The organism is Actinokineospora sp. UV203, from assembly GCF_056323665.1.
This window is the reverse complement of the sequence record NZ_CM150484.1, coordinates 2236724-2258928: the sequence shown is the minus strand read 5'-3', so window position 1 is coordinate 2258928 and position 22205 is coordinate 2236724. Positions and strand designations below refer to the sequence as shown.

Genomic DNA, 22205 nt, shown 5'->3' with positions numbered 1-22205 from the left:
TAGTCCACAGGTCACACCGAGCCTGCTTGAAGCAGGCGGGCCGTCGGGTTAGGCTGACATTGTTCGAACACTAGTTCGAATCTGCTCGGTGGTGGGGCGGGGGAAGCGCCTCACCACCGAGCGCCGCCGGCTTCCCCTCGGCGCCGCCCGTCACCAGCCGTGACGGAAATCTTGCGAGGAGGCCACGATGACCAGCACCTTGGACTTCCCAGTCACCCCGGCAACAGCGTCGGACGGGTACGCCCAAGCCGAGTTGGGCTTCGACCCGCTTGCCACGCATGCCCGATCCCACCCCCGATCCCACGATGGCATCGCCCCGACACCGCGAGGTGTGTCAGCGGCCGGTGTGTCGGGGGCCGTTGTCCAGCCTGACCTGGGCGTCTACCCAGCCGCCACCCCGGTACCCGCGCAAGGGGAGCGAGGACCAGCCACCGCCCCCACTGCTGCCGGGGCCACCGGTGCCACCGCTGCGCCGGTGCGGCCGGGTGGTGGCCGTGCGGCTGCGTCGGTCTCGCCCGCGTGGGTTCGCGAGGGCACCACCGCCGGTTCGGGCATCCCCGCCCACTCCGCGCGGGAGCGCCAAGTCGGCGGCCCGGACTCGGTCCTCGGATCTCAGAGTCGGACCACCCTCCCTCGCGCACGGTCCGGTCAGTCGCCCGCGCAGGATGAGCGGGGCCTCGTGCCCGCGGCACCCCCGGCCGCGCTCGGGCTGCTCGCCCAAGCCGAGCAGGGGCTCACCGCGGCCGTCCGGCAGCCCCAGCCCGCCCAGCGTTTCGCGGACGCCTACCTCTGCGCGCTTCGCGCCGCCGCCGCGCTGCTCGCCGCCCGTGGGCGGCCGCACCGGGGGCGTGCCAAGCCCACCAGTGTGTGGACCCTGCTCTCCTCGGTCGCCCCGGAGATGCGGGAGTGGGCGGCGTTCTTCGCCTCCTGTTCCACCACCCGCGCCGCCGTCCAGGCGGGCATCACCAGCCGCGTCGGTCCCCGCGCCGCCGACGACCTGGTCCGCCAGTCCGGGCAGTTCATCGCCCTCGTCCACCGTGCCGTGCACGGCGACAGGCGATGAGCGGGACGCCGCTCCTGGATTACGACAGATACCTCGACATCCTCGAACACGAAGGAGGCCTGCTCGCCGCGTCCGCCGAGGTCGCCGACCACGACCGCCCCATTCCCGGCTGCCCCGGCCTGGACATCGGCGAGACGGTCCGGCACGTCGGCAGCGTTTACCGGACCGTGGTGTCCTGGATTCGGGCAGGTGACCGCCCGACGTCCTGGCAGCGCCAACCCCTCGGCGACCAGACCGTCGAGGACTACCTCCGCGACGGCCTGCGGGCCCTCCTCGGCGAACTTGTCACCCACGACCCCCACGAACCTTGCCCCACCTGGGACCCCGCGCAGCACCACTACGGTTTCTGGCGTCGCCGCATGGCCCACGAGAGCATCGTCCACCGCATCGACGTCCAGACCGCGGCGGGCGGGGAGATCGACTTGGTCGAGCCCGAAGTGGCACTCGACGGCATCGACGAGGTCCTGCGGCTGTGGTTCACCCACCGCCTGTCGGTTCTCGGGGTCTCCGGCACCCGCCGCGGCACCGTCGCCATCAAGGCGGGAGACACGTTCTGGCTCGCCACCCTGGGCCCGGTCCGCACCAAGGCCACGCGGGCGACGGCAGCCGAAGCCGAAACCGCGGACGCCTCAGTCAGCGGCGACGCGGTAGAGCTGTACCTGTGGTTATGGGGCAGGCGGGCGGTGTTCGACAGATCGCTCACCCTTGAGGGAGATCTCGACATCTCCTCCCAGATGTGGGCCCTCCTGCGCCTCGCCACCCGCTGACCGCGATCGGGCGTTGGCCCCCGCGCGGCCACCGATGATGGTTTGCCGCGTGATCTTCGAAAGTGCTGGTCGGCGCGTCAGGGGGTGGATGTCAAAACGCGATGTCGCGTACGCGGCTACCGTGTCCGGTATGTCCACCCGCCTGGCGAGCGTCGTGATCGAAGCGGCGGATCCGAGTGCCGCCGCCGAGTTCTGGTACGTCATGCTCGGCGGCACCGCCGTTCCCGACGGTGCCCGCGGACGCAGACTGGTGGGGCCGGAGATCGGTGGCTGCGACCTTGACCTGGTGTTTGTCCCCGCGCACGGTGCCAAGACCGCCAAGAACCGCATCCACGTCGACCTTGCCACCGAGAGCCCACACGAGTACCAGGTCCTCACCTCGCTCGCCGCGGACATCGGCGCCCAAGTCGTCGACATCGGTCAGGGCCCGGCCATGCCGTGGACGGTGTTCCAGGACCCCGAAGGCAACGAGTTCTGCGTCCTCGAACCACGGGAGCTCTACACCGACACCGGCCCGCTCGCCGCTGTCGTGATCGACTCGGTCGACCCGGCCCGCGTCGCCGACTTCTGGTCGGCGGCGACCGGGTGGCCCGTGGTGCACGTCTGCGAGGACTCGGCCGCCCTGCGCCCCCTGGACACCCACGGCCCCTGGATCGAATTCCTCCGCGTGCCCGACCCGAAGCGCACACCGAACCGCATCCAGTTCGACATGTTCCCCACCGACATCGAGGACCCGGTCGGCTGGCTGCTCGCACTCGGTGCCACCCGGCTGTCCGACCGCGTCCTGGCCGACCCCGAGGGCAACGAGTTCAACCTGGTGTGCGAACCGGCGATCGACATCCCGGTCCGCCGCTTCGGCCGCTAGTGTCGAGCACGTGTCGACCGGCCAAGTGAACGTCGTTGTGGACAGTGCCGATCCGTTGGCACTGGCGAAGTTCTGGGCCGACCTGCTCCACGTCCCGCTCGACGGTGCGCAAGTCCACGCCCCTGAGCTGACGCTGACGTTCGTGTCCGCGGACGAGCCGAAGACGGTGAAGAACCGGATCCACCTCGACCTGGCGTCCCAGTCCCAGTCGGCGGGTGACCAGGACGAAACCGTGTCCCACGCGCTGTCCCTGGGCGCCGCCCACGCCGACATCGGTCAGGGGCAGACCCCGTGGGTGGTGCTGCGGGATCCGCAGGGCAACGAGTTCTGCGTCCTGGAACCCCGCCCCGAATACGCGGCGACCGGACCGGTGGCCGCGATCGTGGTCGACGCCCTTTCGCCCGCGACGCAGGCCACGGCGTGGTCGGCCATCGCCGGCCGTCGGGTGGCGCGCGTGACCGATGACTTCGCTTCGCTTGAAGGTGCTGGGCCGTGGCTGGAGTTCGTTCGAGTGGGGGAGCCGAAGGTCTTCAGGAACCGAGTCCGATTGGCTGTGGGGCCGGTTGGTGCTGAGGTTCATGTCGATCCGGAAGGTAACGAGTTCTACGGGGATGGCTGAGCCGGCCTTTCGGTCTCGCGAACATTCTCTTCCCGCGACCCGCACCGCTCTGCTTTGAGGGTGGGTCTAAGCGCGTAGGCGCAAGCCCTTGGGTGTGGCTCGGAAACCGGCGTCGCGGAGGACGGTGGCCAGGGCTGAGGTCAGGGCGACTTCGCCGTCTGCTTTCTGTACGGACAGGGAGCCGAGCCAGCCGTCGCGGACGGCGCGGGAGAGGGCTTCGGCGGCGGCGCGCAGGGATGGTTCCGCGTCGGTGAATGACAGTAGGGAGCGGCCGCCGCGTTCGACGTACATGGCGGGGACGCCATCCACCAGCACCACCAGGGCACCGGCCTTGCGGCCTGGGCGGTGTTTGCCCTCCCCCAACGGTTCCGGCCACGTGAGTGCCGCGCCGTACGGCTGGGCCGGGTCGGCGGCGGCGAGGACGGTCGCGGGGAATTCGGGGGCCTCGGCCGGGTCGGCACGGGACAGGGCTCGCAGGCGGTCGACCGCGCCGCGGGCGGCGAACTGGGAAGCACCCAAGCCCTCCACGACGTAGCCGCGGATGATCTGGCCCGACTCCTCCATTGCCCGCAGCACCTTGTAGATGCCGCTGAAGCCACCCGTGACCCGCTCGGTATCCAGCGCGCCGCGGGTGAGAACCCCGTGGCGTTCAAGGAATGCCTCGGCCCGGGCGTGGGCGCGCCGCGTCGGGTCTTGTTCGCGGGGGACCACCAGGGACCAGCGGCCGCCGACGGTCGGCGGTCCGGTGCGAGTGGGCATGTCCGGGCGGGCGGTGCGCAACCGCGCGTAGCGCCCACGGGGAGTTGTCCGCCGGGGACGGTGCGCGGCACCCTTGCCGGAGACCAAAGCACGCAGCGGCGCGATGGTGTCGTTGGTGATCAGGCCGCCCCACACCAGGTCCCACAGCGCCGCGATGACGTCCGGGTCGTTGGGGGACTCCGCGCCGCCGTCGAGCAGGATGGCGCCGGTGCGGTCGGCGACTTGGCGGAAGAACAGGGCGCCACCGTCCAAAGCGGACAGAACCGCCGTGTGCAGCGGGGTGTCGGGAACGGCGTCCTCGACATCGGGGAGCAGCAGGTCGGCGACATCGGCGGGTGCCAGCGCGATCCAGCCGTCGCCGCCCGCCAGCGCGCCGGTGCCGCACCAGGTGACCTCGCCCGCCGCCGTCAGCTCGTCGAGCAGGGCGGGGGAGTAGCCGGGCAGCCGCGCGGGCAGGACCAGCGACTCCAGAGCGCTCGCCGGGATCGGCGCTCCCGCGAGCTGCTCCACCACCGTCAGCACATCATCGGCCGTCGCGGAGGAGCGGGACTTGCCGCCGATGCCATGCCAGCTCGGCAGGAACCGGCCCAGTGCCGCCGGTTCGACCGGCTCGACCTCGGCCCGCAGCCGCGCCAGCGACGAGCGCCGCAGCCGCCGCAGGACGTCGGCGTCGCAGTATTCGACAGCCGCCGGCGGTTCCGGGCCGCTGATCGGCCGCAGCTCACCGCGCACCAGCCTGCCCGCGCCCGCCAGCCGCTCCAACACACCGGTGACCACCGACGTGCCGAGGCCGAACCGGGCGGCGGCCTCCACCGCCGGGAACGGGCCGTGCGTGCGGGCGTAGCGGGAAAGCAAGTCGCCCAGCGGATCGGCGACCGGCTCGGTGAACACCTCGGGCACGCCGACCGGCAGCGCCGTGCCCAGCGCGTCACGGACTCGGCCCGCGTCCTCGATGGCGATGAACCGCTCGTCGCCCGCGATCCGGACCCTCAGCACCCGACGCGCCGCCTCCAGTTCCGTGAGCCATTCCGGCGCCACACCCCGGGCCTGTGCCTCCGCCACGGACAGATCTCCCAGGAACCGCAACAGGTCCGCCGCGTCCTCGGCGTGCCGGGCGTGCCGGTTCGGGTCGAGCCGCTGCAGCGAGCGCTCCACCTCGGCCAGCACATCCGGGTCGAGCAGTTCGCGGATCGCCTCGGAGCCGAGCAGCTCGGCCAGCAGCGCGCTGTCGAGCGACAACGCCGCCGCCCGCCGCTCCGCGAGGGGAACATCACTGCCATAGAGGAACATCCCGACATACCCGAACAGCAGACTGCGCGCGAACGGTGACGCGGACTGCGTCCGCACCTCCACCACCCGCACCCGGCGCGCCCGCACGTCCGACATCAGCTCCCGCAGGCCACCCACGTCGTAGACGTCCTGCAGGCACTCACGCATCGCCTCCAGCACGACCGGGAACTGCTCGTACTTCGCCGCCACCGACAGCAGCTGCGCCGAACGCTGCCGCTGCTGCCACAGCGGGGTGCGCCTGCGCGGATCCCGCCTGGGCAGCAACAAGGACCGCGAAGCGCACTCACGGAACCGAGCGGCGAACAGCGCCGACCCACTGACCTCGGCCACCACGATCTGCTCGACCTCATCCGGGTCGAGCAGCACGTCCTCGGCACCCGCCACGACCTCTTGGCCCATGTCGTCGACCGCGTCGGGCAGCCGGATCACGATGCCGTCGTCGCCGTGCGCGATCTGCGCCTCGACCCCGCGCCGCTCACGCAGCCGGGCGCCGATCGCCAGCGCCCACGGCGCGTTGACCTGCCCGCCGAACGGTGAATGCACAACTAGCCGCCAGTCACCGAGCTCGTCGCGGAAGCGCTCGACCACGATCGTCCGGTCGTCCGGCACATGCCGGGTCGCCTCGCGCTGCTCGGACAGGTACGCGAGCAGGTTGTCCGTCGCCCAGCCGTCCAACCCGGCCACCGCCGCCCGATCGCGCGCGGCGGCATCGTCCACACTGGACAGTTCGCGGACGAACTTGCCCAGCGCGCGCCCGAGTTCCAGCGGACGCCCAGGCGCGTCGCCCTTCCAGAACGGCATCCGGGCAGGCTCGCCCGGCGCGGGGGTGACGATCACCCGGTCGTGGGTGATGTCCTGCACTCGCCAGGCGGAGGTGCCGAGCAGGAACGTGTCGCCCACCCGAGACTCGTAGACCATCTCCTCGTCGAGCTCGCCGACGCGCGAGCCCGCTCCCCGCTCGTCCGGCGGGGTCATCACCGTGAACAGCCCCCGGTCGGGGATCGTGCCACCGGAGGTGACCGCGAGCCGTTGCGCGCCAGGCCTTCCACGCAGCTCACCGCTGATCCGGTCCCACGTCACCCGGGGCCGCAGCTCACCGAACTCCTCACTCGGATAGCGGCCCGCCAGCATGTCGAGCACCGCGTACAGCGCCGAATCCGGCAGCGACGCGAACGGCGCCGCGCGCCGCACCAGAGTCGCGAGGTCGGTGACCGTCCACGGCTCCAGCGCGACCATCGCGACGATGTGCTGCGCCAACACGTCCAGCGGGTTGCGCGGGTACCGGACCGCCTCGATCGCGCCCTGAGCCATCCGCTCGGCCACCACGGCGCAGGACACCAAGTCGCCGCGGAACTTCGGGAACATCACGCCGCGCGACACCGCGCCCACCTGGTGGCCCGCCCGGCCGACCCGCTGCAGCCCGGACGCGACCGTCGGCGGCGCCTCCACCTGGACCACCAGGTCGACCGCGCCCATGTCGATGCCCAGCTCCAGCGACGACGTCGCCACCACACAGGGCAGCCGCCCGGATTTGAGGTCTTCCTCGACCAGCGTGCGCTGTTCGCGCGACATCGAGCCGTGGTGCGCCCGCGCGATCACCGGCGAGGCCATCGTGGTGAGGCCGGACTGCCCGATCGCCTCCGCCGGGAAGCGGTCGAGGTCGAGCACCTCCTCGTCGGCCAGCTCGTTGAGCCGGGCCGTCATCCGCTCCGCGAGCCGCCGCGAGTTGGCGAAGACGATCGTCGACCGGTGCCGGCGCACCAGCTCGAGCACCCGCCGCTCCACCATCGGCCAGATCGAGGCGGTGGTCCGGTCCTTGGCGTCATCGTTGTGCTGTTCGGTCAAGCTCGTCATGTCCTCCGTGGGGACCTCGACCCGGATCTCCACCGTCTTGCCGATCTTCGGCTGGACCAGGGTGACCGGCCGACCGCCGCCAAGAAAGCCGCTTACCTCGTCCACCGGCCGCACCGTCGCCGACAGCCCGATCCGCTGGGCGGGCCGCTCCAGCAGCGCGTCCAACCGCTCCAGCGACAGCGCCAGGTGCGACCCGCGCTTGGCCCCGGCGACCGCGTGGACTTCGTCCACGATCACCGTGCGCACTCCGCGCAGCGATTCGCGCGCGGCTGATGTCAGCAGCAGGAAGAGCGACTCCGGCGTGGTGACCAGCACGTCCGGCGGCGTCCTGGCGAACGCGCGGCGCTCGTCGGCCGGTGTGTCGCCGGTCCGCATGCCCACCGTGATGTCCGGCTCCGGCAAGCCGAGCCGGTGCGACGCCTGCCGGATGCCCGCCAGCGGTGCCCGCAGGTTGCGCTGCACATCGACCGCCAGCGCCTTGAGCGGAGACACATAGAGGACACGGCAGCGGTGCTTGGCGTCGACCGGCGGGCCCTCTGCGGCCAGCCGGTCGAGCGCCCAGAGGAACGCCGCGAGCGTCTTGCCCGACCCGGTCGGCGCCACGACCAGCGCGTGCTCGCCCGCCGCCGCGGCCCGCCATGCCCCCGTCTGGGCATCGGTGGGCGCGACGAAAGCGCCCGCGAACCACTGTCTCGTCGCGGGCGTGAACAGGTCGAGCGCGTTCACCGCCACATGTCATGCTTACCCGACGGCACCGACAGCGCCCAGTCCTCCGGCGTCGCCTGTGGACAACTTCGCCTGCCACTTCTCCCTACCGCGACCGCGCGAAAGGTCGGGCATGGGACTATCTGCCACGACTACCCGGGGGCTTGAGGTGTAGTCGGGTGCGATGAGGGGAGTGCAGTGAACGTCCTGTCGGTGGATCTCGGCACGTCGAACACCGTTGCCGTGCTGTCCGCGCACGGCCGCCCGCCGCGGGTGGTCGACGTCGACGGGTCGTCGATGATGCCGTCGGCGGTGTTCGCGGCCGAGGACGGCGGACTGGTTGTGGGCCGCGACGCCGAGCGCCGCGCCCGCCTCGACCCCTCGCGCTTCGAGCCCAACCCCAAGCGCCGCGTCGACGAGGGCACGCTGCTGCTGGGCGACACGGTCGTCCCCGTCACCGACGCGCTCGCGGGAGTGCTCCGCCGCGTCGCCGACGAGACCTCGCGCCAGCTCGGTGGTGCCAAGCCCGATGAGGTCCGGTTGACCCACCCCGCGCAGTGGGGTCCGGTGCGGCGCAACGTGCTGCTCTCCGCCGCGCGACAGTCGGGACTCGGGTCCAACCTCGTGCTGGTCCCCGAACCGGTCGCCGCCGCCGCGCACTTCGCGTCCTTCCCCGGCCAGACCCTCGGCCCCGGTCAGGCGCTCGCCGTCTACGACCTCGGCGCGGGCACGTTCGACGTCGCCATCGTCGGCGCCACGCAGAAGGGTTTCGCGGTCCTCGCCGAGGCGGGGCTGCCCGACCTCGGCGGCCTCGACGTCGACCAGGCGCTCCTCGAACACGTCGGCCGTCAGGTCTCCCACCGCGACCCGGCGGGCTGGCAGCGGCTGCTGCGCCCGGAATCCACCGGAGACCGCCGCGCCCAGCGCGCGCTGCGCGAAGATGTCAAGGCTTCCAAGGAAGCACTTTCGCGCCACCCGCAGACCGAGGTTCCGCTGCCAGAGCCGTTCGACGACGTGCTGGTCAGCCGGGTCGAGCTGGAGGCGATGATCCGCCCGGGGTTGCTGCGCAGCGTCGAGCTGCTCGCCGCGACCATCCGCTCCACCGGCATGACCCCCGACCGCCTGGTCGGTATCTACCTCGTCGGCGGTTCGAGCCGGATCCCGCTGGTCGCCAACCTGATCGCGGAGCAGCTCAGGGTCGTGCCGACGAGCCTGGACCAGCCCGAGACCGCGGTCGCACTCGGCGCGCACCACGTGCCGCAAGAAGGCGTGACCATGCGCACGGGCGACATGAGCAGCACCGTCGAGTCGGTCCAGCGCACCCAGGCGATCGTGCCGCTGCGGACCGGCGGATTCGCCGCCCAGCCCGCCAAGCCTGCCGCCCGGCAGCAGCAGTTCCCGCAGAGCGGTCCGCAGCGCGTCCTGCCGCCCCCGCCGCAGCACCGGCCCCAGCCTCAGCCGCAGGCCCACCAGCAGGCCCAGTCGGGACCGCCGTCGGCGCCGACGCCGGTGCAGACCAGACCCGCGCCGCCGCGGTTCCCGGCGCAGCCCGCCCCGCAGGTCAAGCCGCAGTCGAACAAGGTCTGGTACCTCGCGACCGCGGTCGTCGCGGTCGTGGTCATCGGCATCGTCAGCGTCATCATCGCCACCTCGGGCTCCTCGGGAGGGGTGACCGCCGACTGCACGGACAAGCAGACCGACGGCAAGGGCTTCACCCCGTGCATGCGGGAGGTCGCGGGCACGGTCGCCACCAAGGGCGACTGCGAGTCCGGCGCCAACTTCGGCGGCCAGGCCATCGCGACCCCGGGGGCGACGTCGGCGACCTGCAAGATCGGCGGCAACTACCTGGCGATCTATATCCAGTTCGACTCCGCCGACTTGGTCGACGCGAACGTCCAGACCGCGCTGACCAGCCTGAAAGCCGGCGCCAAGAACGTCACCGACGGCGACTGGACCGGCGGGGGCATGTCGGGCAAGTACCACTCGGTGGAGATCGCGACCGGGTCCGAGATGCTCATCTACACGGTCGAGAACACGCCCATCATGGGCTGGGTCATCGCCACCGGTTCCGTGAGTGGCAAGACCAAACTCCTGTCCTACTTCAACGAGCACATCAAGCCGGGCAGCACCGGCTGACTAAGGGGAGCGCGCTGTGAACGTCCTGTCCGTCGACCTGGGGACGTCCAACACCGTCGCGGTGCTCTCTGCGCACGGGCGCGCGCCGCGGGTGATCGAAGTGGACGCGTCCGCGACCATGCCGTCCGCGATCTACGCCGATGAGGACGGCGGACTCGTCGTCGGCCGCGACGCCGAGCGCCGAGCGCGGCTGGACCCGTCGCGCTTCGAGCCGAACCCGAAGCGCCGGGTCGACGAGGGCACGCTGCTGCTGGGCACCACCGTCGTGCCGGTCACCGACGCGCTCGCGGCGGTGCTGCGGCGGGTCGCCGACGAGACTTCGCGTCAGCTCGGTGGTGCCAAGCCCGATGAGGTCCGGTTGACCCACCCCGCGCAGTGGGGTCCGGTGCGGCGCAACGTGCTGCTCTCCGCCGCGCGACAGTCGGGACTCGGGTCCAACCTCGTGCTGGTCCCCGAACCGGTCGCCGCGGCCGCGCACTTCGCCTCCTTCGGTCACACCCTCGCGCCCAATCAGGCGCTCGCCGTGTACGACCTGGGTGCGGGCACCTTCGACGTCGCCATCGTCGCCGCGACCCAGAACGGGTTCGCCGTGCTCGCCGAGAATGGCCTGCCCGACCTCGGCGGCATGGACGTAGACCAGACGCTCCTCGAACACGTCGGCCGTCAGGTTTCCCACCGCGACCCGGGCGGCTGGCAGCGGCTGCTGCGCCCTGAGTCCCTCGGCGACCGACGCGCGCGCCGGGCGCTTCTAGAGGACGTGAAGGCGGCCAAGGAGGCGCTGTCGCGGCACCCGCAGACCGAGGTGCCGATGCCCGAGCCGTTCGACGACGTGCTCGTCACCCGGGCCGAGTTGGAGGCGTTGATCCGGCCCAGCATGCTGCGCAGCGTCGAGCTGCTGGCGGGCACGATCCGCGCGACCGGGCTGTCGCCGGACCGGCTTGTGGGGATCTACCTGGTGGGTGGCTCCAGCCGGATCCCGCTGGTCGCGACTTTGATCGCGGAACAGCTCCGCGTGGTGCCCACGAGCCTTGACCAGCCGGAGACCGCGGTGGCCCTTGGCGCGCACAACGTGTCCCAAGAGGGCATCAGCATGCGCACCTCGCAGGTCGGGCCGCAGACCGGGGGAGTGCAGGCCCAGCGGTTCCCGCAGCCGTCGACGGGAGGGTTCCCCGCCCAGCAGCAGCCCGCCGGTGGTTTCGCGGCCCAGCAGGGCTCAGGCGGTTTCGCCGCGCAGCAGAGTCCGCAGCAGCCGCAGACCGGTGGCTTCGCCGCCCAGCAGAACTACCCGCAGTCCACGGCCAACTTCCCGAACCTGGCGGGCAACTTCCCGACCCCGCCCCGGCAGCCCGCCGCGTCCGCGGGACGCAAGAAGCTGGTGGTCGCCGCCGTCGCGGCGGTGGTCGCGCTCGCGGCGGTCGCGGGCGGGATTTTCTTCTTCACACGCTCGGGTGAACTTCCGACGGCTCAGTCCTGCGCGACCAAGGGCACCCCTGACGACAAGGGCTTCACCGACTGTCTGCGACAGCTGGCGGGCGGCGTGCCCGACGCCAACACCTGCGAGCGCGGCGCCGACGTCACGTGTTCGCTGCCTGACGCCTACCGCGTCACCTACACCCACGCCGGTTCCACCGGGGATGTCCAGCGCGTCTGGGAGACCGAGCTCGGCAAGGTGGACGCAGGCGAGCACGTCGTCGCCGACTGGCAGGGCAACGGCCTCGACGGCAAGCTGCGCGCCGGCGTCAAGGACGGGGTCGGGGTGCTGGTGTTCACGGTCAAGGACCGCCCGCTCGTGGGCACGCTCACGAAGTCCGATGCGGGAGACCTCAGCCCGGACAAGCTGGCCGACTTCTTCGCCACCAACGTCCAGCCCGGCACCTGAGCATTCTGACGAACCTGGCTTTGTGTTCGACCGGACCTAAGGGACCGTGACGGCGGCCGACCACGGTCACCCAACAATCCGCACCCTCAGAGGGCAGGTGACCCCAACCCTTAAATTCCGGGGAGCGGACTATCTGCGGTTTCGTAGGGCGATGAGGCCGACGACGAGGGCGGCGACGCAGGCGCCGATGGATCCGATGGTCAGCCACAGTTCCTCGGTGGCCGACGGGTTCTCGATGGCGAAGGTGAACACGTGCCTGAGTGTGCCACCTACACTCAGCCCCGATGCGCATCACCGCCTTCCGGTCCCGCCTCGCCGAGGAATTCGGCGCCCAGCGGGCCGACACCATCGCCCACGACCACGTCTTCAGCGTGCTCGGCGGCCGCACGGTCGACCAGGCGCTCGACGCCGGGATCCCCACGAAGGAGATCTGGCGGGCCGTCTGCGAGGCCTTCGAGGTCCCGCCCGAGCGGCGCTGAGCGCCGACCTACACCATCGGCGTGTCACTACCAGGATCGAACAGGTGTTCGCTACCATGTTGTCCACATCGGGTCCGCTTGTCCACAGACCGGCGGTGCCTTCCGAGAAACGTCGGCCCTTGCCCGTAGCGTCGGCGCCGTGAGTACGAAACAGTCTCGAGTCAACCGAGGTGGAACCAAGATGGCACCAGCACCCGATCGGGATAAGGCGCTCGAACTCGCCCTTGCCCAGATCGATAAGAACTTCGGCAAGGGCTCGGTCATGCGCCTCGGTGAGGAAGGCCGCGCCCCTATCGCGGTCATCCCCACTGGCGCGATCGCGCTCGACGTCGCGCTCGGTATCGGCGGCTTGCCGCGCGGGCGGGTGGTCGAGATCTACGGTCCGGAATCGTCCGGTAAGACCACCGTCGCCCTGCACGCGGTGGCCAACGCCCAGCGCGCGGGCGGCATCGCCGCGTTCATCGACGCCGAGCACGCGCTTGACCCGGAGTACGCCAAGAACCTGGGGGTCGACACCGACGCCCTGCTGGTGTCGCAGCCCGACACCGGCGAGCAGGCGCTGGAGATCGCGGACATGCTGATCCGCTCCGGCGCGCTCGACATCCTGGTCATCGACTCCGTCGCGGCGCTTGTCCCGCGCGCGGAGATCGAGGGCGAGATGGGTGACAACCACGTCGGTCTGCAGGCCCGGCTGATGAGCCAGGCCCTGCGCAAGATGACCGGCGCCATGAGCAACACCGGCACCACGGCGATCTTCATCAACCAGCTCCGCGAGAAGATCGGCGTCATGTTCGGCTCCCCGGAGACGACGACCGGTGGTAAGGCGCTCAAGTTCTACGCCTCCGTGCGGCTCGACGTGCGCCGCATCGAGACGCTCAAGGACGGTGGCGAGCCGGTCGGCAACCGCACCCGCGTCAAGGTGGTGAAGAACAAGGTCGCGCCGCCGTTCAAGCAGGCCGAGTTCGACATCCTCTACGGCAAGGGCATCAGCCGCGAGGGTTCGCTCATCGACATGGGCGTCGACCAGGGCATCCTCCGCAAGTCGGGCGCTTGGTACACCTACGAGGGCGACCAGTTGGGACAGGGCAAGGAGAATGCCCGCAAGTTCCTGCTGGAGAACCCGGACGTGGCCGACGAGATCGAGAAGCGGATCAAGGACAAGCTCGGCATCGGCGCGAAGCTCGACGTTGACGAGACAGTCGCGGCACCTGTCGAGTTCTAGTGGCGGAGCGCAAGTACGCGCGCAGGACTCGGGGGACGGGCAGCGATTCGTCCCCCGAGGAATCGCGTAAAACCGAGGAACAGGACCCGGCCGCCAAGGCCCGGGAGATCTGCTACCGCCTGCTCACGGTCCGTTCGAGAACCCGCCAGGAACTCGAACAAGCCTTGCAGCGCAAAGAAATCCCGGATGACGTCACACAGACCGTGCTCGGCAAGTTCGCCGCCATCGGCCTGATCGACGACGAAGCGTTCGCCGAGAGCTGGGTCCGCTCCCGCCACACCTACCAGGGCCTAGGCCGCCGCGCACTCGCCATGGAGCTACGCCGCAAGGGCGTGGCGGATGAGGTGGTAGCCGAAGCTGTCGACGCCGTGGACAGCGACGCGGAGGAAGAGCGCGCCCGCCAACTGGTCCGCAAGAAGCTTGGTGCGATGTCGGGCCTGGAAGATCAGGTCCGCATCCGCAGGCTGGTGGGAATGCTTGCCCGCAAAGGCTATTCGGAGGGCTTGGCCTTCCGGGTGGTCCGATCGGAACTGTCCACATACGGCGGCGACGCGAGCACTCTAGACATCACTCTGGACTGATCTGGCTAGGCGGACCCAGGGCAGCCCGGGGAAGCAAGACAGGCAGAACGCAAGGCAGACAAGGCATCCCGATAGTCGGTGCCTACACCAGCATCCTCGCAACGCAACGGGCCGATCCCACCTGCCTGTTTGGGTGGTTAGCCTTGATTTGGGGTGAAATGGACCTAATTTTCGCGGCGCGGGGCAGTTCCTCCACCTGCACGCTTTCCCCGCGCAGGTCCATTTCCGGGGTCCCCAAATCAAGGCGAACCACCCAAACAGGCCCTCGCAAAAGCTGGCCGGCCTGTCTGCCCGGCCGGCCTGCCCAGCCAGGCATCCGGCCGGCTGACGAGCGCGACAAGCGCCGCCAAGTACCCGCGACCACCCACCGCCGTCTGCGAAGCTGTCCAACGTGAACGAAGACTGGGAACGCCGCACAGCCGAAGCATGGGCCGCCATTGACAACTACGACGACGAGAACTTCCGGGAACTGATCAACACCCTGGCCGACGAGCTCGCCGAAGACAGCGCCATCGCCGACTTCGAACGCGCCTGCGCCTTCGACTCCACCGGCCACTCCGACCGCGCCCTCCCGCTCTACCGCAAGGCGCTCGAACGCGGCCTCACCGGTGAGCGCAGGCGCCGCGCCGTGATCCAGATGTCCAGTTCGCTGCGCAACATCGGCAACCCGCAGGAGAGCGTCGAACTGCTGACCGCCGAGATGAACGCAGGCTCGGACCACCTCGACGACGCCGTCCGCGCCGTGCTCGCCCTGGCACTCACCGATCTCGGCCGGGAACGGGAGGCCGTCTCCCTGGCCATCGGCGCCCTCGCCCGGCACCTGCCGCGCTACCAGCGCTCCATGGCGAACTACGCCCGCCTGCTGATCGACAAGGAGTAGATCAGGGTCTTTACGTGAGATTTACTCGCGAGTATCTTTCGGGTTTCGACCTGGAGGAGGAACCCGATGATCCGTCCTCGCTTATCCGTCCGAAAGCTGACCGTCGCGGTCGCCGTGCTGCTCGCCGCGGGTGTCACGGCGCTGCCCGGGATGGGGCAGGCCACCCAGAACCCACCTGGCGCTGAAGTCGGGGCGGTGGGTGTGCCGTTCAAGGGAACCTTGCCCGACGGGACCGTCCAGGGTTTCCTCGACGCCCACACGCACGTCTTCTCCAACGTCGCGTTCGGCGGGAACGTGGTGTGCGGCAAGCCTTTCGACCCCGCAGGCCCGCAGAAGGCGCTGGTCGACTGCCCGGATCACTTCCCCAACGGTGAGTTCGCCTGGTTCGAGAACTTCACCAAGACCGGCTCACCGGTCGGCACGCACGACCCGGTCGGGTATCCGAGCTTCAAGGACTGGCCCGCGCACAATTCCCTGACGCACCAGCAGGCCTATTACAAGTGGATCGAGCGCGCCTGGCGCGGTGGGCTGCGGCTGATGGTCAACCACCTGGTCGCCAACCGCCAGCTGTGCGACCTCTACCCGATCAAGAACCAGCCCTGCAACGAGATGGACTCCATCCGGCTGCAGGCCCGCATGATGAACGACCTGCAGAACTACATCGACGCGGAGAACGGCGGCGCGGGCAAGGGCTGGCTGCGGGTCGCGCGCAGCCAAGATGAGGCGCGCAAGACCATCGAGGACGGCAAGCTCGCGGTCCTGCTCGGTGTGGAGACCTCCGAGCCGTTCGGCTGCAGGCAGATCCTCGGGGTCGCCCAGTGCTCGAAGGCCGACATCGACCGCGGACTCGACGAGATGCACGCGCTCGGGGTGCGGACGATGTTCGTCTGCCACAAGTACGACAACGCCCTGTGCGGGGTCCGCTTCGACGGTGGCGTGGCCGGGGTGGCGGTCAACGCGGCCAACTTCCTGGGCACCGGGCAGTTCTGGGACGCCCGCACCTGCACCACCGAGTACTCCGACAACACGATCGCGGCAGGCGGAACCATCCCCGACGCGCTCAAGCCGCTGGTGCCGCTCCCGGTTTATCCGCCGGCCCCGCACTGCAACACCCGGGGGCTCACCGACCTCGGCGAGCACATGGTCAAGGGCATGATGGCGCGCGGCATGATGGTCGAGGTCGACCACATGAGCGTCAAGGCGGCCGACCGCACCCTCGACCTGCTCGAAGAGGTCCGCTACCCGGGTGTCGTGTCGTCGCACAGTTGGACCGACACCAAGTACTTCCCGCGGATCTACGCACTCGGCGGCATGATCGCCCAGTACGGCCACTCCGCGCCGCAATTCCTCGCGGGCTGGCAGCAGGGGGAGGGCTACCGCGACCAGCACGGCATCGCGGGCTACGGCTTCGGCATCGACGTCAACGGTCTCGGCGGCCTGCCCGGGCCCCGCCCGGACAACGCGGGCAACGGCGTCACCTACCCGTTCACCTCGGCAGACGGCAGCGTGACGCTGGACCGGCAGCGGATGGGCGAGCGGACCTGGGATGTCAACAAGGAGGGCATGGCGCACTACGGCCTGATGCCCGACTGGATCGAGGACATCCGCCGGGTGGCGGGCGACGAGATCGTCCAGGACCTCGTCGGCGGCGCCGAGGCCTACCTGCGCACCTGGGGGGCCGCCGAACGGTTCCAGGCCCCCGCCAACCTGGCCAGGGGCGCGACCGCGACGGCGAGTTCGTCGGAGTGGAGCCCCTGGTACGACTTCCGGCCGCACCGCGCCGTCGACGGCGATCTCGGCACCCGCTGGGCGTCGGGCTGGAGCGACGGCCAGTGGTTCCGGATCGATCTAGGCGACCAGCGCCGGATCAGCCGGGTCGCGCTGCGCTGGGAGGCCGCCTACGGGTCGGCCTACCGGGTCGAGGTGTCCGATGACGGCCAGAACTGGCGGTCGGTGGCGGCGGTCGACGGTGCGTCCGGCGGACTCGATGTGGTCTCATTCACGCCGATTTCGGCCCGTCATGTGAAAGTCCAGGGAGTCCGCAGGGGGACGAACTACGGCTACTCACTGCGAGAGGTCGGCGTCTACTGAGTCCACTCGGGAACTGGCGGGAGCTGTTGCGGCGCAACGGTTCCCGCCAGTTTTTTGTGCTCAGGATCACCTGATGTGTGCCTCAAATCACACCGGAATATACTTCTCCGTAGTGGGTCAGTGACCCGCTGGTCGGCCCCACGTGGTACTTGTCACATCTGCTGCCGGCAGGCAAAGTCGGCAACGAGCGGGCACCCTCGGTCTACCCACGGCCGGGGTCCGCGAATGGACCGGCGTACGGAGGTGCGTACATGTCGAGCACGGAGATCCACGAACTGCAGCGAACCATCGGCCAGCTGCGGCATTGTGTCGGCGCGTTGCGGGGTCGCTATGGCGACATCCCCGCGGTGCGCAGGCTCATGAACGACATCGAACGGCTCGACATCGACTCGAGTGAGTTCTCCGCGACTCCCGCGACTCCCGGCACGCCCGCGCCCAGGCCCGCGGCCGAAGGCGAGTTCGTCGTCGTGCCGGACACCCCGTACGACCCCGCCCTGTGGCAGGGAGCCGACGACGAAGGAGTCGGCGGCTACCACCGATAGCGCCCCAGGGTCCCCACCACGAGATGTATCCGACGCGGGCCGCCCCGAGCCCGCGAGGATCGCAACAAAGACGAGGAAACGATGACGTCAGGCGTCGGCGCCCCCAGGCGGGCGCGGATCTCCGCGCGCACCCTTCGGACGGACCGGTGGTGGCTCCCGCCGCTGCTGACGAACCTCGGCCTGCTGACGTTCGTGGTCTACGCGGGCGCCCGTTCGTTCATGGGCAAGTGGTACTGGGTGGAGGAGTACGGCTACCTCACGCCGTTCTACTCGCCCTGCCTGAGTGAGTCGTGCCTGCCGGGATCCAGCCATTTCGGCACTCCGCTTCCGGAGCTGCCGGGCTGGATCCCGCTGGGCTTCGTGGCCCTGCCGTTCCTGCTGGGCTTCCGTCTGACCTGCTACTACTACCGCAAGGCGTACTACCGCTCGGTGTGGCAGTCCCCGCCCGCCTGCGCGGTCGCCGAGCCGCACGGCAGCTACTCCGGTGAGACCAGGCTGCCGCTGATCGTGCAGAACGCCCACCGGTACTTCTTCTACGTCGCGCTGGTCGTCTCGGTGATCAACACCTACGACGCGGTGCTCTCGTTCACCCACGGTGTCGGCCTCGGGTCGCTGATCCTGTCGACCAACGTGATCCTGCTTTGGGCGTACACGCTGTCCTGCCACTCGTGCAGGCACATCGCCGGTGGCCGCCTCAAGCACTTCTCCAAGCACCCCGTGCGCTACCGCACCTGGACGCTGATCTCCAAGCTGAACGTCCGCCACATGCAGCTGGCGTGGACGACCTTGGCGACGCTGATGCTGACCGACCTCTACGTGATGCTCGTCGCCAGCGGCGCCATCTCCGACCTGCGGTTCTTCTAGAAGACCCGCCCTCCCCACCACAGTTTGTCTTTCGAGAGGATCCAATGAGTCAGGTCGAGCGGCACTCCTACGACGTCGTCGTCGTCGGAGCGGGCGGCGCGGGGCTCCGCGCGGTGATCGAGGCCCGCCAGCGCGGGTTGAGCGTGGCGGTCGTGTGCAAGTCGTTGTTCGGCAAGGCCCACACCGTGATGGCCGAGGGCGGCTGCGCGGCGTCGATGGGCAACGCCAACTCCAACGACAACTGGCAGGTCCACTTCCGCGACACGATGCGCGGCGGCAAGTTCCTCAACAACTGGCGCATGGCCGAGCTGCACGCCCGGGAGGCGCCGGACCGCGTCTGGGAGCTGGAGACCTACGGCGCGCTGTTCGACCGCACCGCGGACGGCCGGATCAGCCAGCGCAACTTCGGCGGTCACACGTACCCGCGCCTGGCGCACGTCGGCGACCGGACCGGCCTCGAGCTGATCCGCACCATGCAGCAGAAGATCGTCTCGCTGCAGCAGGAGGACTTCGCCGAGACCGGCGACTACGAGGCGCGGATCAAGGTCTTCGCCGAGGTCACCATCACCGAATTGGTGAAGGACGGCGAGCGGATCGCGGGTGCTTTCGGCTACTACCGCGAGACCGGGCGTTTCGTACTGTTCGAGGCGCCCGCCGTGGTGCTGGCGACCGGCGGCATCGGCAAGTCGTTCAAGGTCACGTCGAACTCCTGGGAGTACACCGGCGACGGCCACGCGCTGGCCATGCGCGCGGGCGCGACCCTGATCAACATGGAGTTCGTCCAGTTCCACCCGACCGGCATGGTCTGGCCGCCCAGCGTCAAGGGCATCCTGGTCACGGAGGGCGTGCGCGGCGACGGCGGCGTGCTGAAGAACTCCGAGGGCAAGCGCTTCATGTTCGAGTACGTCCCCGAGGTGTTCAAGGGGCAGTACGCGGAGACCGAGGAAGAAGCCGACCGCTGGTACACCGACCAGGAGAACAACCGGCGCACGCCCGACCTGCTGCCCCGTGACGAGGTCGCCCGGGCGATCAACTCCGAGGTCAAGGCGGGTCGCGGCTCACCGCACGGCGGCGTGTTCCTCGACATCGCGAGCAGGCTGCCCGCCGAGGAGATCAAGAAGCGGCTGCCGTCGATGTACCACCAGTTCAAGGAACTGGCCGATGTGGACATCACCGCGGAGCCGATGGAGGTCGGTCCCACCTGTCACTACGTGATGGGCGGCATCGAGGTCGACCCGGACACCGCGGCGGCGAGCGTCCCCGGCCTGTTCGCCGCGGGGGAGTGCTCCGGCGGCATGCACGGCTCTAACCGCCTCGGCGGCAACTCACTGTCGGACCTGCTGGTCTTCGGCAGGCGCGCGGGTCTCGGTGCGGCGTTCTATGTGGAGTCGCTGGAGTCGCGGCCGACCGTGTCGCAGTCCGATGTGGACGCCGCGGCGGAGATGGCGCTGGCGCCGTTCGACCCGCCGACCGAAGGCGTCGAGGAGAACCCGTACACGCTGCAGAACGAGCTGCAGCAGTCGATGAACGACCTGGTCGGCATCATCCGCAAGTCGGAGGAGATCGAGCGGGCGCTGGCGAAGCTCGCCGAGATCCGCGGGCGGATCGGCAACGTCACCGTCGAGGGCCACCGGCAGTTCAACCCGGGCTGGCACCTCGCGATCGACCTGCGCAACATGCTGATGGTCAGCGAGTGCGTCGCGCGCGCGGCTCTGATCCGCACGGAGAGCCGCGGCGGCCACACCCGCGACGACCACCCGGGGCTCGACGCGCAGTGGCGCAACAAGCTTCTGGTCTGCAGCGCGAGGAACGAGAACTCGGTCGTCCCCGATGTCGAGGTGACGCCGAAGGAGCAGGAGCCGATGCGGCAGGACCTGCTGGAGCTCTTCGAGCTTCCGGAGCTGGAGAAGTACTACACCGACGGCGAGCTGGGCAGCCACCCGGGAAGGACGGCCTGAGGTGACGTACAAGGCGAAGTTCAAGATCTGGCGCGGCGACGACCAGACTGGTGCACTGTGTGATTATTTGATCGAGGTGAACGAGGGCGAGGTCGTCCTTGACATCATCCACCGGCTGCAGGCCACCAACGCGCCCGACCTCGCGGTTCGCTGGAACTGCAAGGCGGGCAAGTGCGGCTCATGTTCGGCGGAGATCAACGGCAGGCCGAAGCTGCTGTGCATGACCCGGATGTCCACGTTCACCGAGGACGAGGTCATCACGGTCACGCCGCTGCGCGCCTTCCCGGTGATCCGCGACCTGGTGACCGACGTGTCCTTCAACTACAAGAAGGCCCGCGAGATCCCGTCCTTCACCCCGCCGCCCGGCCTGGAGCCGGGTGAGTACCGGATGAAGCAGGTCGACGTCGAGCGCTCGCAGGAATTCCGCAAGTGCATCGAGTGCTTCCTGTGCCAGGACACCTGTCACGTGATCCGCGACCACGAGGACAACAAGGAGTCCTTCGCGGGCCCGCGTTTCCTCATGCGGATCGCCGAGCTGGAGATGCACCCGCTGGACTCCGCCGACCGGGTGCGCGACGCGCAGGACGAGCACGGCCTGGGCTACTGCAACATCACCAAGTGCTGCACCGAGGTCTGCCCGGAAGGCATCAAGATCACCGACAACGCGCTCATCCCGATGAAGGAGCGCGTGGCCGACCGCAAGTACGACCCGATCGTCTGGCTGGGCAGCAAGCTGTTCAAGCGCGAGAAGGCGTGAGTTCCGGGGCTTCCGGAAGCTCAGTGCGGCTTCCGGAAGCCCTGGCCAGCGCCACCTGGGCGGCGACGATGCCGACGAGCATCACGACCGAGCCGACGAGCTGAACGGGTGTCAGCAGTTCGTCGAGGAGGACCGCGGCCAGCCCGGCGCCCACCAGGATCTCCACACACGAGATGAGACTCGCCGCGGTCGACGAGATCGTGCGCTGTCCCAACGCGCTGAGCAGGACCGCCGTGGCCAGGCCCACGACACCGATCCAGGTCAGCAGGAACCAGTCCTTCGGGTCCACCCGCTCGAACGGGAACGGTTCCAGGGGAAGCAGGCTCACCGCGCCGACACAGGCACCCCAGGTCGTGAGCACCAGCGGGTCGTGCACGCGCAGACCGTGTTCGGCCAACAGGAATCGGCCCGCCAGCGTCGCCGCCGCCACCATGGCGGTGAGCAGGCCGAGAACGTCCAAGGACACCGTCGTCCACACCTGACTGACCAGGGCCAGACCAAGCAGGGTCGTCCCGATCCCCACCCACAGCGTGCGCGGCAGCCGGGTACGCCGGATGAAGCGGATCCAGAGCGCGATCAGCACCGGGGCCAGGTACTCGATCAGCAGCGTGATCCCGACGGGCAACCGGGTGATCGCGAAGGTGTAGCTGACTTGATTGAGCGACAGCGTGAACACGCCGTAGAGGCCGAGCAGCCACCAGTGTCGATAGTGGATCCGAAGGCTCCGCCGGGTGAGCACCGCCAGGAGCAGCAGGGCGACCGCGCCGATGGCCATGCGGCCCTGGATCACGTTGATCGCCGACAGTCCCGACCCGGCGAGCATCTTCAGCATGGGAGCGGAACTCCCCATGGCCACCGCGCCCGCGCCTGCGAGCAACAGCCCTCGTCTCATGT

Annotated in this window: 18 protein-coding genes; 15 read left to right on the top strand and 3 right to left on the bottom strand. The window is 69.6% G+C overall.

What is annotated here, in order from left to right:
* Positions 1 to 187: 187 nt before the first annotated feature.
* The 4 genes from ACUZ2Y_RS10330 (at position 188) to ACUZ2Y_RS10315 (ending at position 3314) form a co-directional block, all read left to right on the top strand.
* Entirely contained in the window at positions 188 to 1063 is an 876-nt protein-coding gene (locus tag ACUZ2Y_RS10330; protein WP_476329245.1) for an SAV_6107 family HEPN domain-containing protein, read from the top strand.
* Positions 1060 to 1830 (top strand): maleylpyruvate isomerase N-terminal domain-containing protein, encoded by a 771-nt coding sequence (locus ACUZ2Y_RS10325; protein ID WP_476329244.1) that lies wholly within the window; start codon positions 1060 to 1062, stop codon positions 1828 to 1830. Before ACUZ2Y_RS10330 ends, ACUZ2Y_RS10325 begins: the two co-directional genes overlap by 4 nt.
* A 130-nt stretch (positions 1831 to 1960) precedes the next feature.
* Entirely contained in the window at positions 1961 to 2695 is a 735-nt protein-coding gene (locus ACUZ2Y_RS10320; RefSeq protein ID WP_476329242.1) for a VOC family protein, read from the top strand.
* 10 nt (positions 2696 to 2705) lie between these two features.
* Positions 2706 to 3314: a VOC family protein gene (locus ACUZ2Y_RS10315; protein ID WP_476329240.1), complete on the top strand. Its 609-nt coding sequence runs from the start codon at positions 2706 to 2708 to the stop codon at positions 3312 to 3314.
* Positions 3315 to 3380: 66 nt separating this feature from the next.
* On the opposite strand, the gene ACUZ2Y_RS10310 is transcribed toward ACUZ2Y_RS10315, so the two are convergent.
* On the bottom strand, positions 3381 to 7943 hold the full coding sequence (locus tag ACUZ2Y_RS10310) for an ATP-dependent helicase (protein WP_476331707.1): 4563 nt from the start codon (positions 7941 to 7943) through the stop codon (positions 3381 to 3383).
* Between the two features lie 177 nt (positions 7944 to 8120).
* On the opposite strand from ACUZ2Y_RS10310, the gene ACUZ2Y_RS10305 reads away from it, so the two are divergent.
* Together ACUZ2Y_RS10305 and ACUZ2Y_RS10300 are read left to right on the top strand one after the other, a co-directional pair.
* On the top strand, positions 8121 to 10058 hold the full coding sequence (locus ACUZ2Y_RS10305; protein WP_476329238.1) for an Hsp70 family protein: 1938 nt from the start codon (positions 8121 to 8123) through the stop codon (positions 10056 to 10058).
* Between the two features lie 16 nt (positions 10059 to 10074).
* Positions 10075 to 11937, top strand: a complete 1863-nt coding sequence (locus ACUZ2Y_RS10300; protein ID WP_476329236.1) for an Hsp70 family protein — start codon at positions 10075 to 10077, stop codon at positions 11935 to 11937.
* A gap of 129 nt (positions 11938 to 12066) precedes the next feature.
* Here the strand turns inward: ACUZ2Y_RS10300 and ACUZ2Y_RS10295 are convergent, their stop codons facing one another.
* Positions 12067 to 12189 carry a hypothetical protein gene (locus ACUZ2Y_RS10295; RefSeq protein WP_476329234.1) on the bottom strand — a complete coding sequence of 41 codons (123 nt, stop codon included), beginning with the start codon at positions 12187 to 12189 and terminating at the stop codon, positions 12067 to 12069.
* 32 nt (positions 12190 to 12221) lie between these two features.
* Between ACUZ2Y_RS10295 and ACUZ2Y_RS10290 the strand changes: the two genes are divergently transcribed.
* From ACUZ2Y_RS10290 to ACUZ2Y_RS10250, 9 genes are all read left to right on the top strand, one after another.
* A complete protein-coding gene (locus ACUZ2Y_RS10290) occupies positions 12222 to 12416 on the top strand; it encodes a DUF3046 domain-containing protein (RefSeq protein WP_091371654.1) in 195 nt (64 codons plus the stop codon).
* 181 nt (positions 12417 to 12597) lie between these two features.
* The gene (gene recA / locus ACUZ2Y_RS10285) at positions 12598 to 13638 is read left to right on the top strand and encodes a recombinase RecA (protein ID WP_476329232.1); all 1041 of its coding nucleotides are present in this window, start codon (positions 12598 to 12600) and stop codon (positions 13636 to 13638) included.
* The gene (locus tag ACUZ2Y_RS10280) at positions 13638 to 14219 is read left to right on the top strand and encodes a regulatory protein RecX (protein ID WP_476329231.1); all 582 of its coding nucleotides are present in this window, start codon (positions 13638 to 13640) and stop codon (positions 14217 to 14219) included. Before recA ends, ACUZ2Y_RS10280 begins: the two co-directional genes overlap by 1 nt.
* Before the next feature lie 391 nt (positions 14220 to 14610).
* The gene (locus tag ACUZ2Y_RS10275; RefSeq protein WP_476329230.1) at positions 14611 to 15099 is read left to right on the top strand and encodes a tetratricopeptide repeat protein; all 489 of its coding nucleotides are present in this window, start codon (positions 14611 to 14613) and stop codon (positions 15097 to 15099) included.
* 66 nt (positions 15100 to 15165) lie between these two features.
* Entirely contained in the window at positions 15166 to 17190 is a 2025-nt protein-coding gene (locus ACUZ2Y_RS10270; RefSeq protein WP_476329228.1) for a discoidin domain-containing protein, read from the top strand.
* A gap of 251 nt (positions 17191 to 17441) precedes the next feature.
* Complete coding sequence (locus ACUZ2Y_RS10265) at positions 17442 to 17732, top strand: hypothetical protein (RefSeq protein ID WP_476329226.1); 291 nt, start codon at positions 17442 to 17444, stop codon at positions 17730 to 17732.
* A gap of 81 nt (positions 17733 to 17813) precedes the next feature.
* Positions 17814 to 18596: a hypothetical protein gene (locus tag ACUZ2Y_RS10260; RefSeq protein WP_476329224.1), complete on the top strand. Its 783-nt coding sequence runs from the start codon at positions 17814 to 17816 to the stop codon at positions 18594 to 18596.
* 44 nt (positions 18597 to 18640) lie between these two features.
* Positions 18641 to 20554, top strand: coding sequence for a fumarate reductase/succinate dehydrogenase flavoprotein subunit (locus ACUZ2Y_RS10255; RefSeq protein WP_476329222.1), 1914 nt, complete (start codon positions 18641 to 18643; stop codon positions 20552 to 20554).
* A 1-nt stretch (position 20555) separates the two neighbouring features.
* Positions 20556 to 21311, top strand: a complete 756-nt coding sequence (locus tag ACUZ2Y_RS10250) for a succinate dehydrogenase/fumarate reductase iron-sulfur subunit (RefSeq protein WP_476329221.1) — start codon at positions 20556 to 20558, stop codon at positions 21309 to 21311.
* On the opposite strand, the gene ACUZ2Y_RS10245 is transcribed toward ACUZ2Y_RS10250, so the two are convergent.
* Positions 21292 to 22203, bottom strand: a complete 912-nt coding sequence (locus ACUZ2Y_RS10245) for a DMT family transporter (RefSeq protein ID WP_476329219.1) — start codon at positions 22201 to 22203, stop codon at positions 21292 to 21294. The two genes, ACUZ2Y_RS10250 and ACUZ2Y_RS10245, sit on opposite strands and share 20 nt — an antisense overlap.
* Positions 22204 to 22205 lie beyond the last annotated feature (2 nt).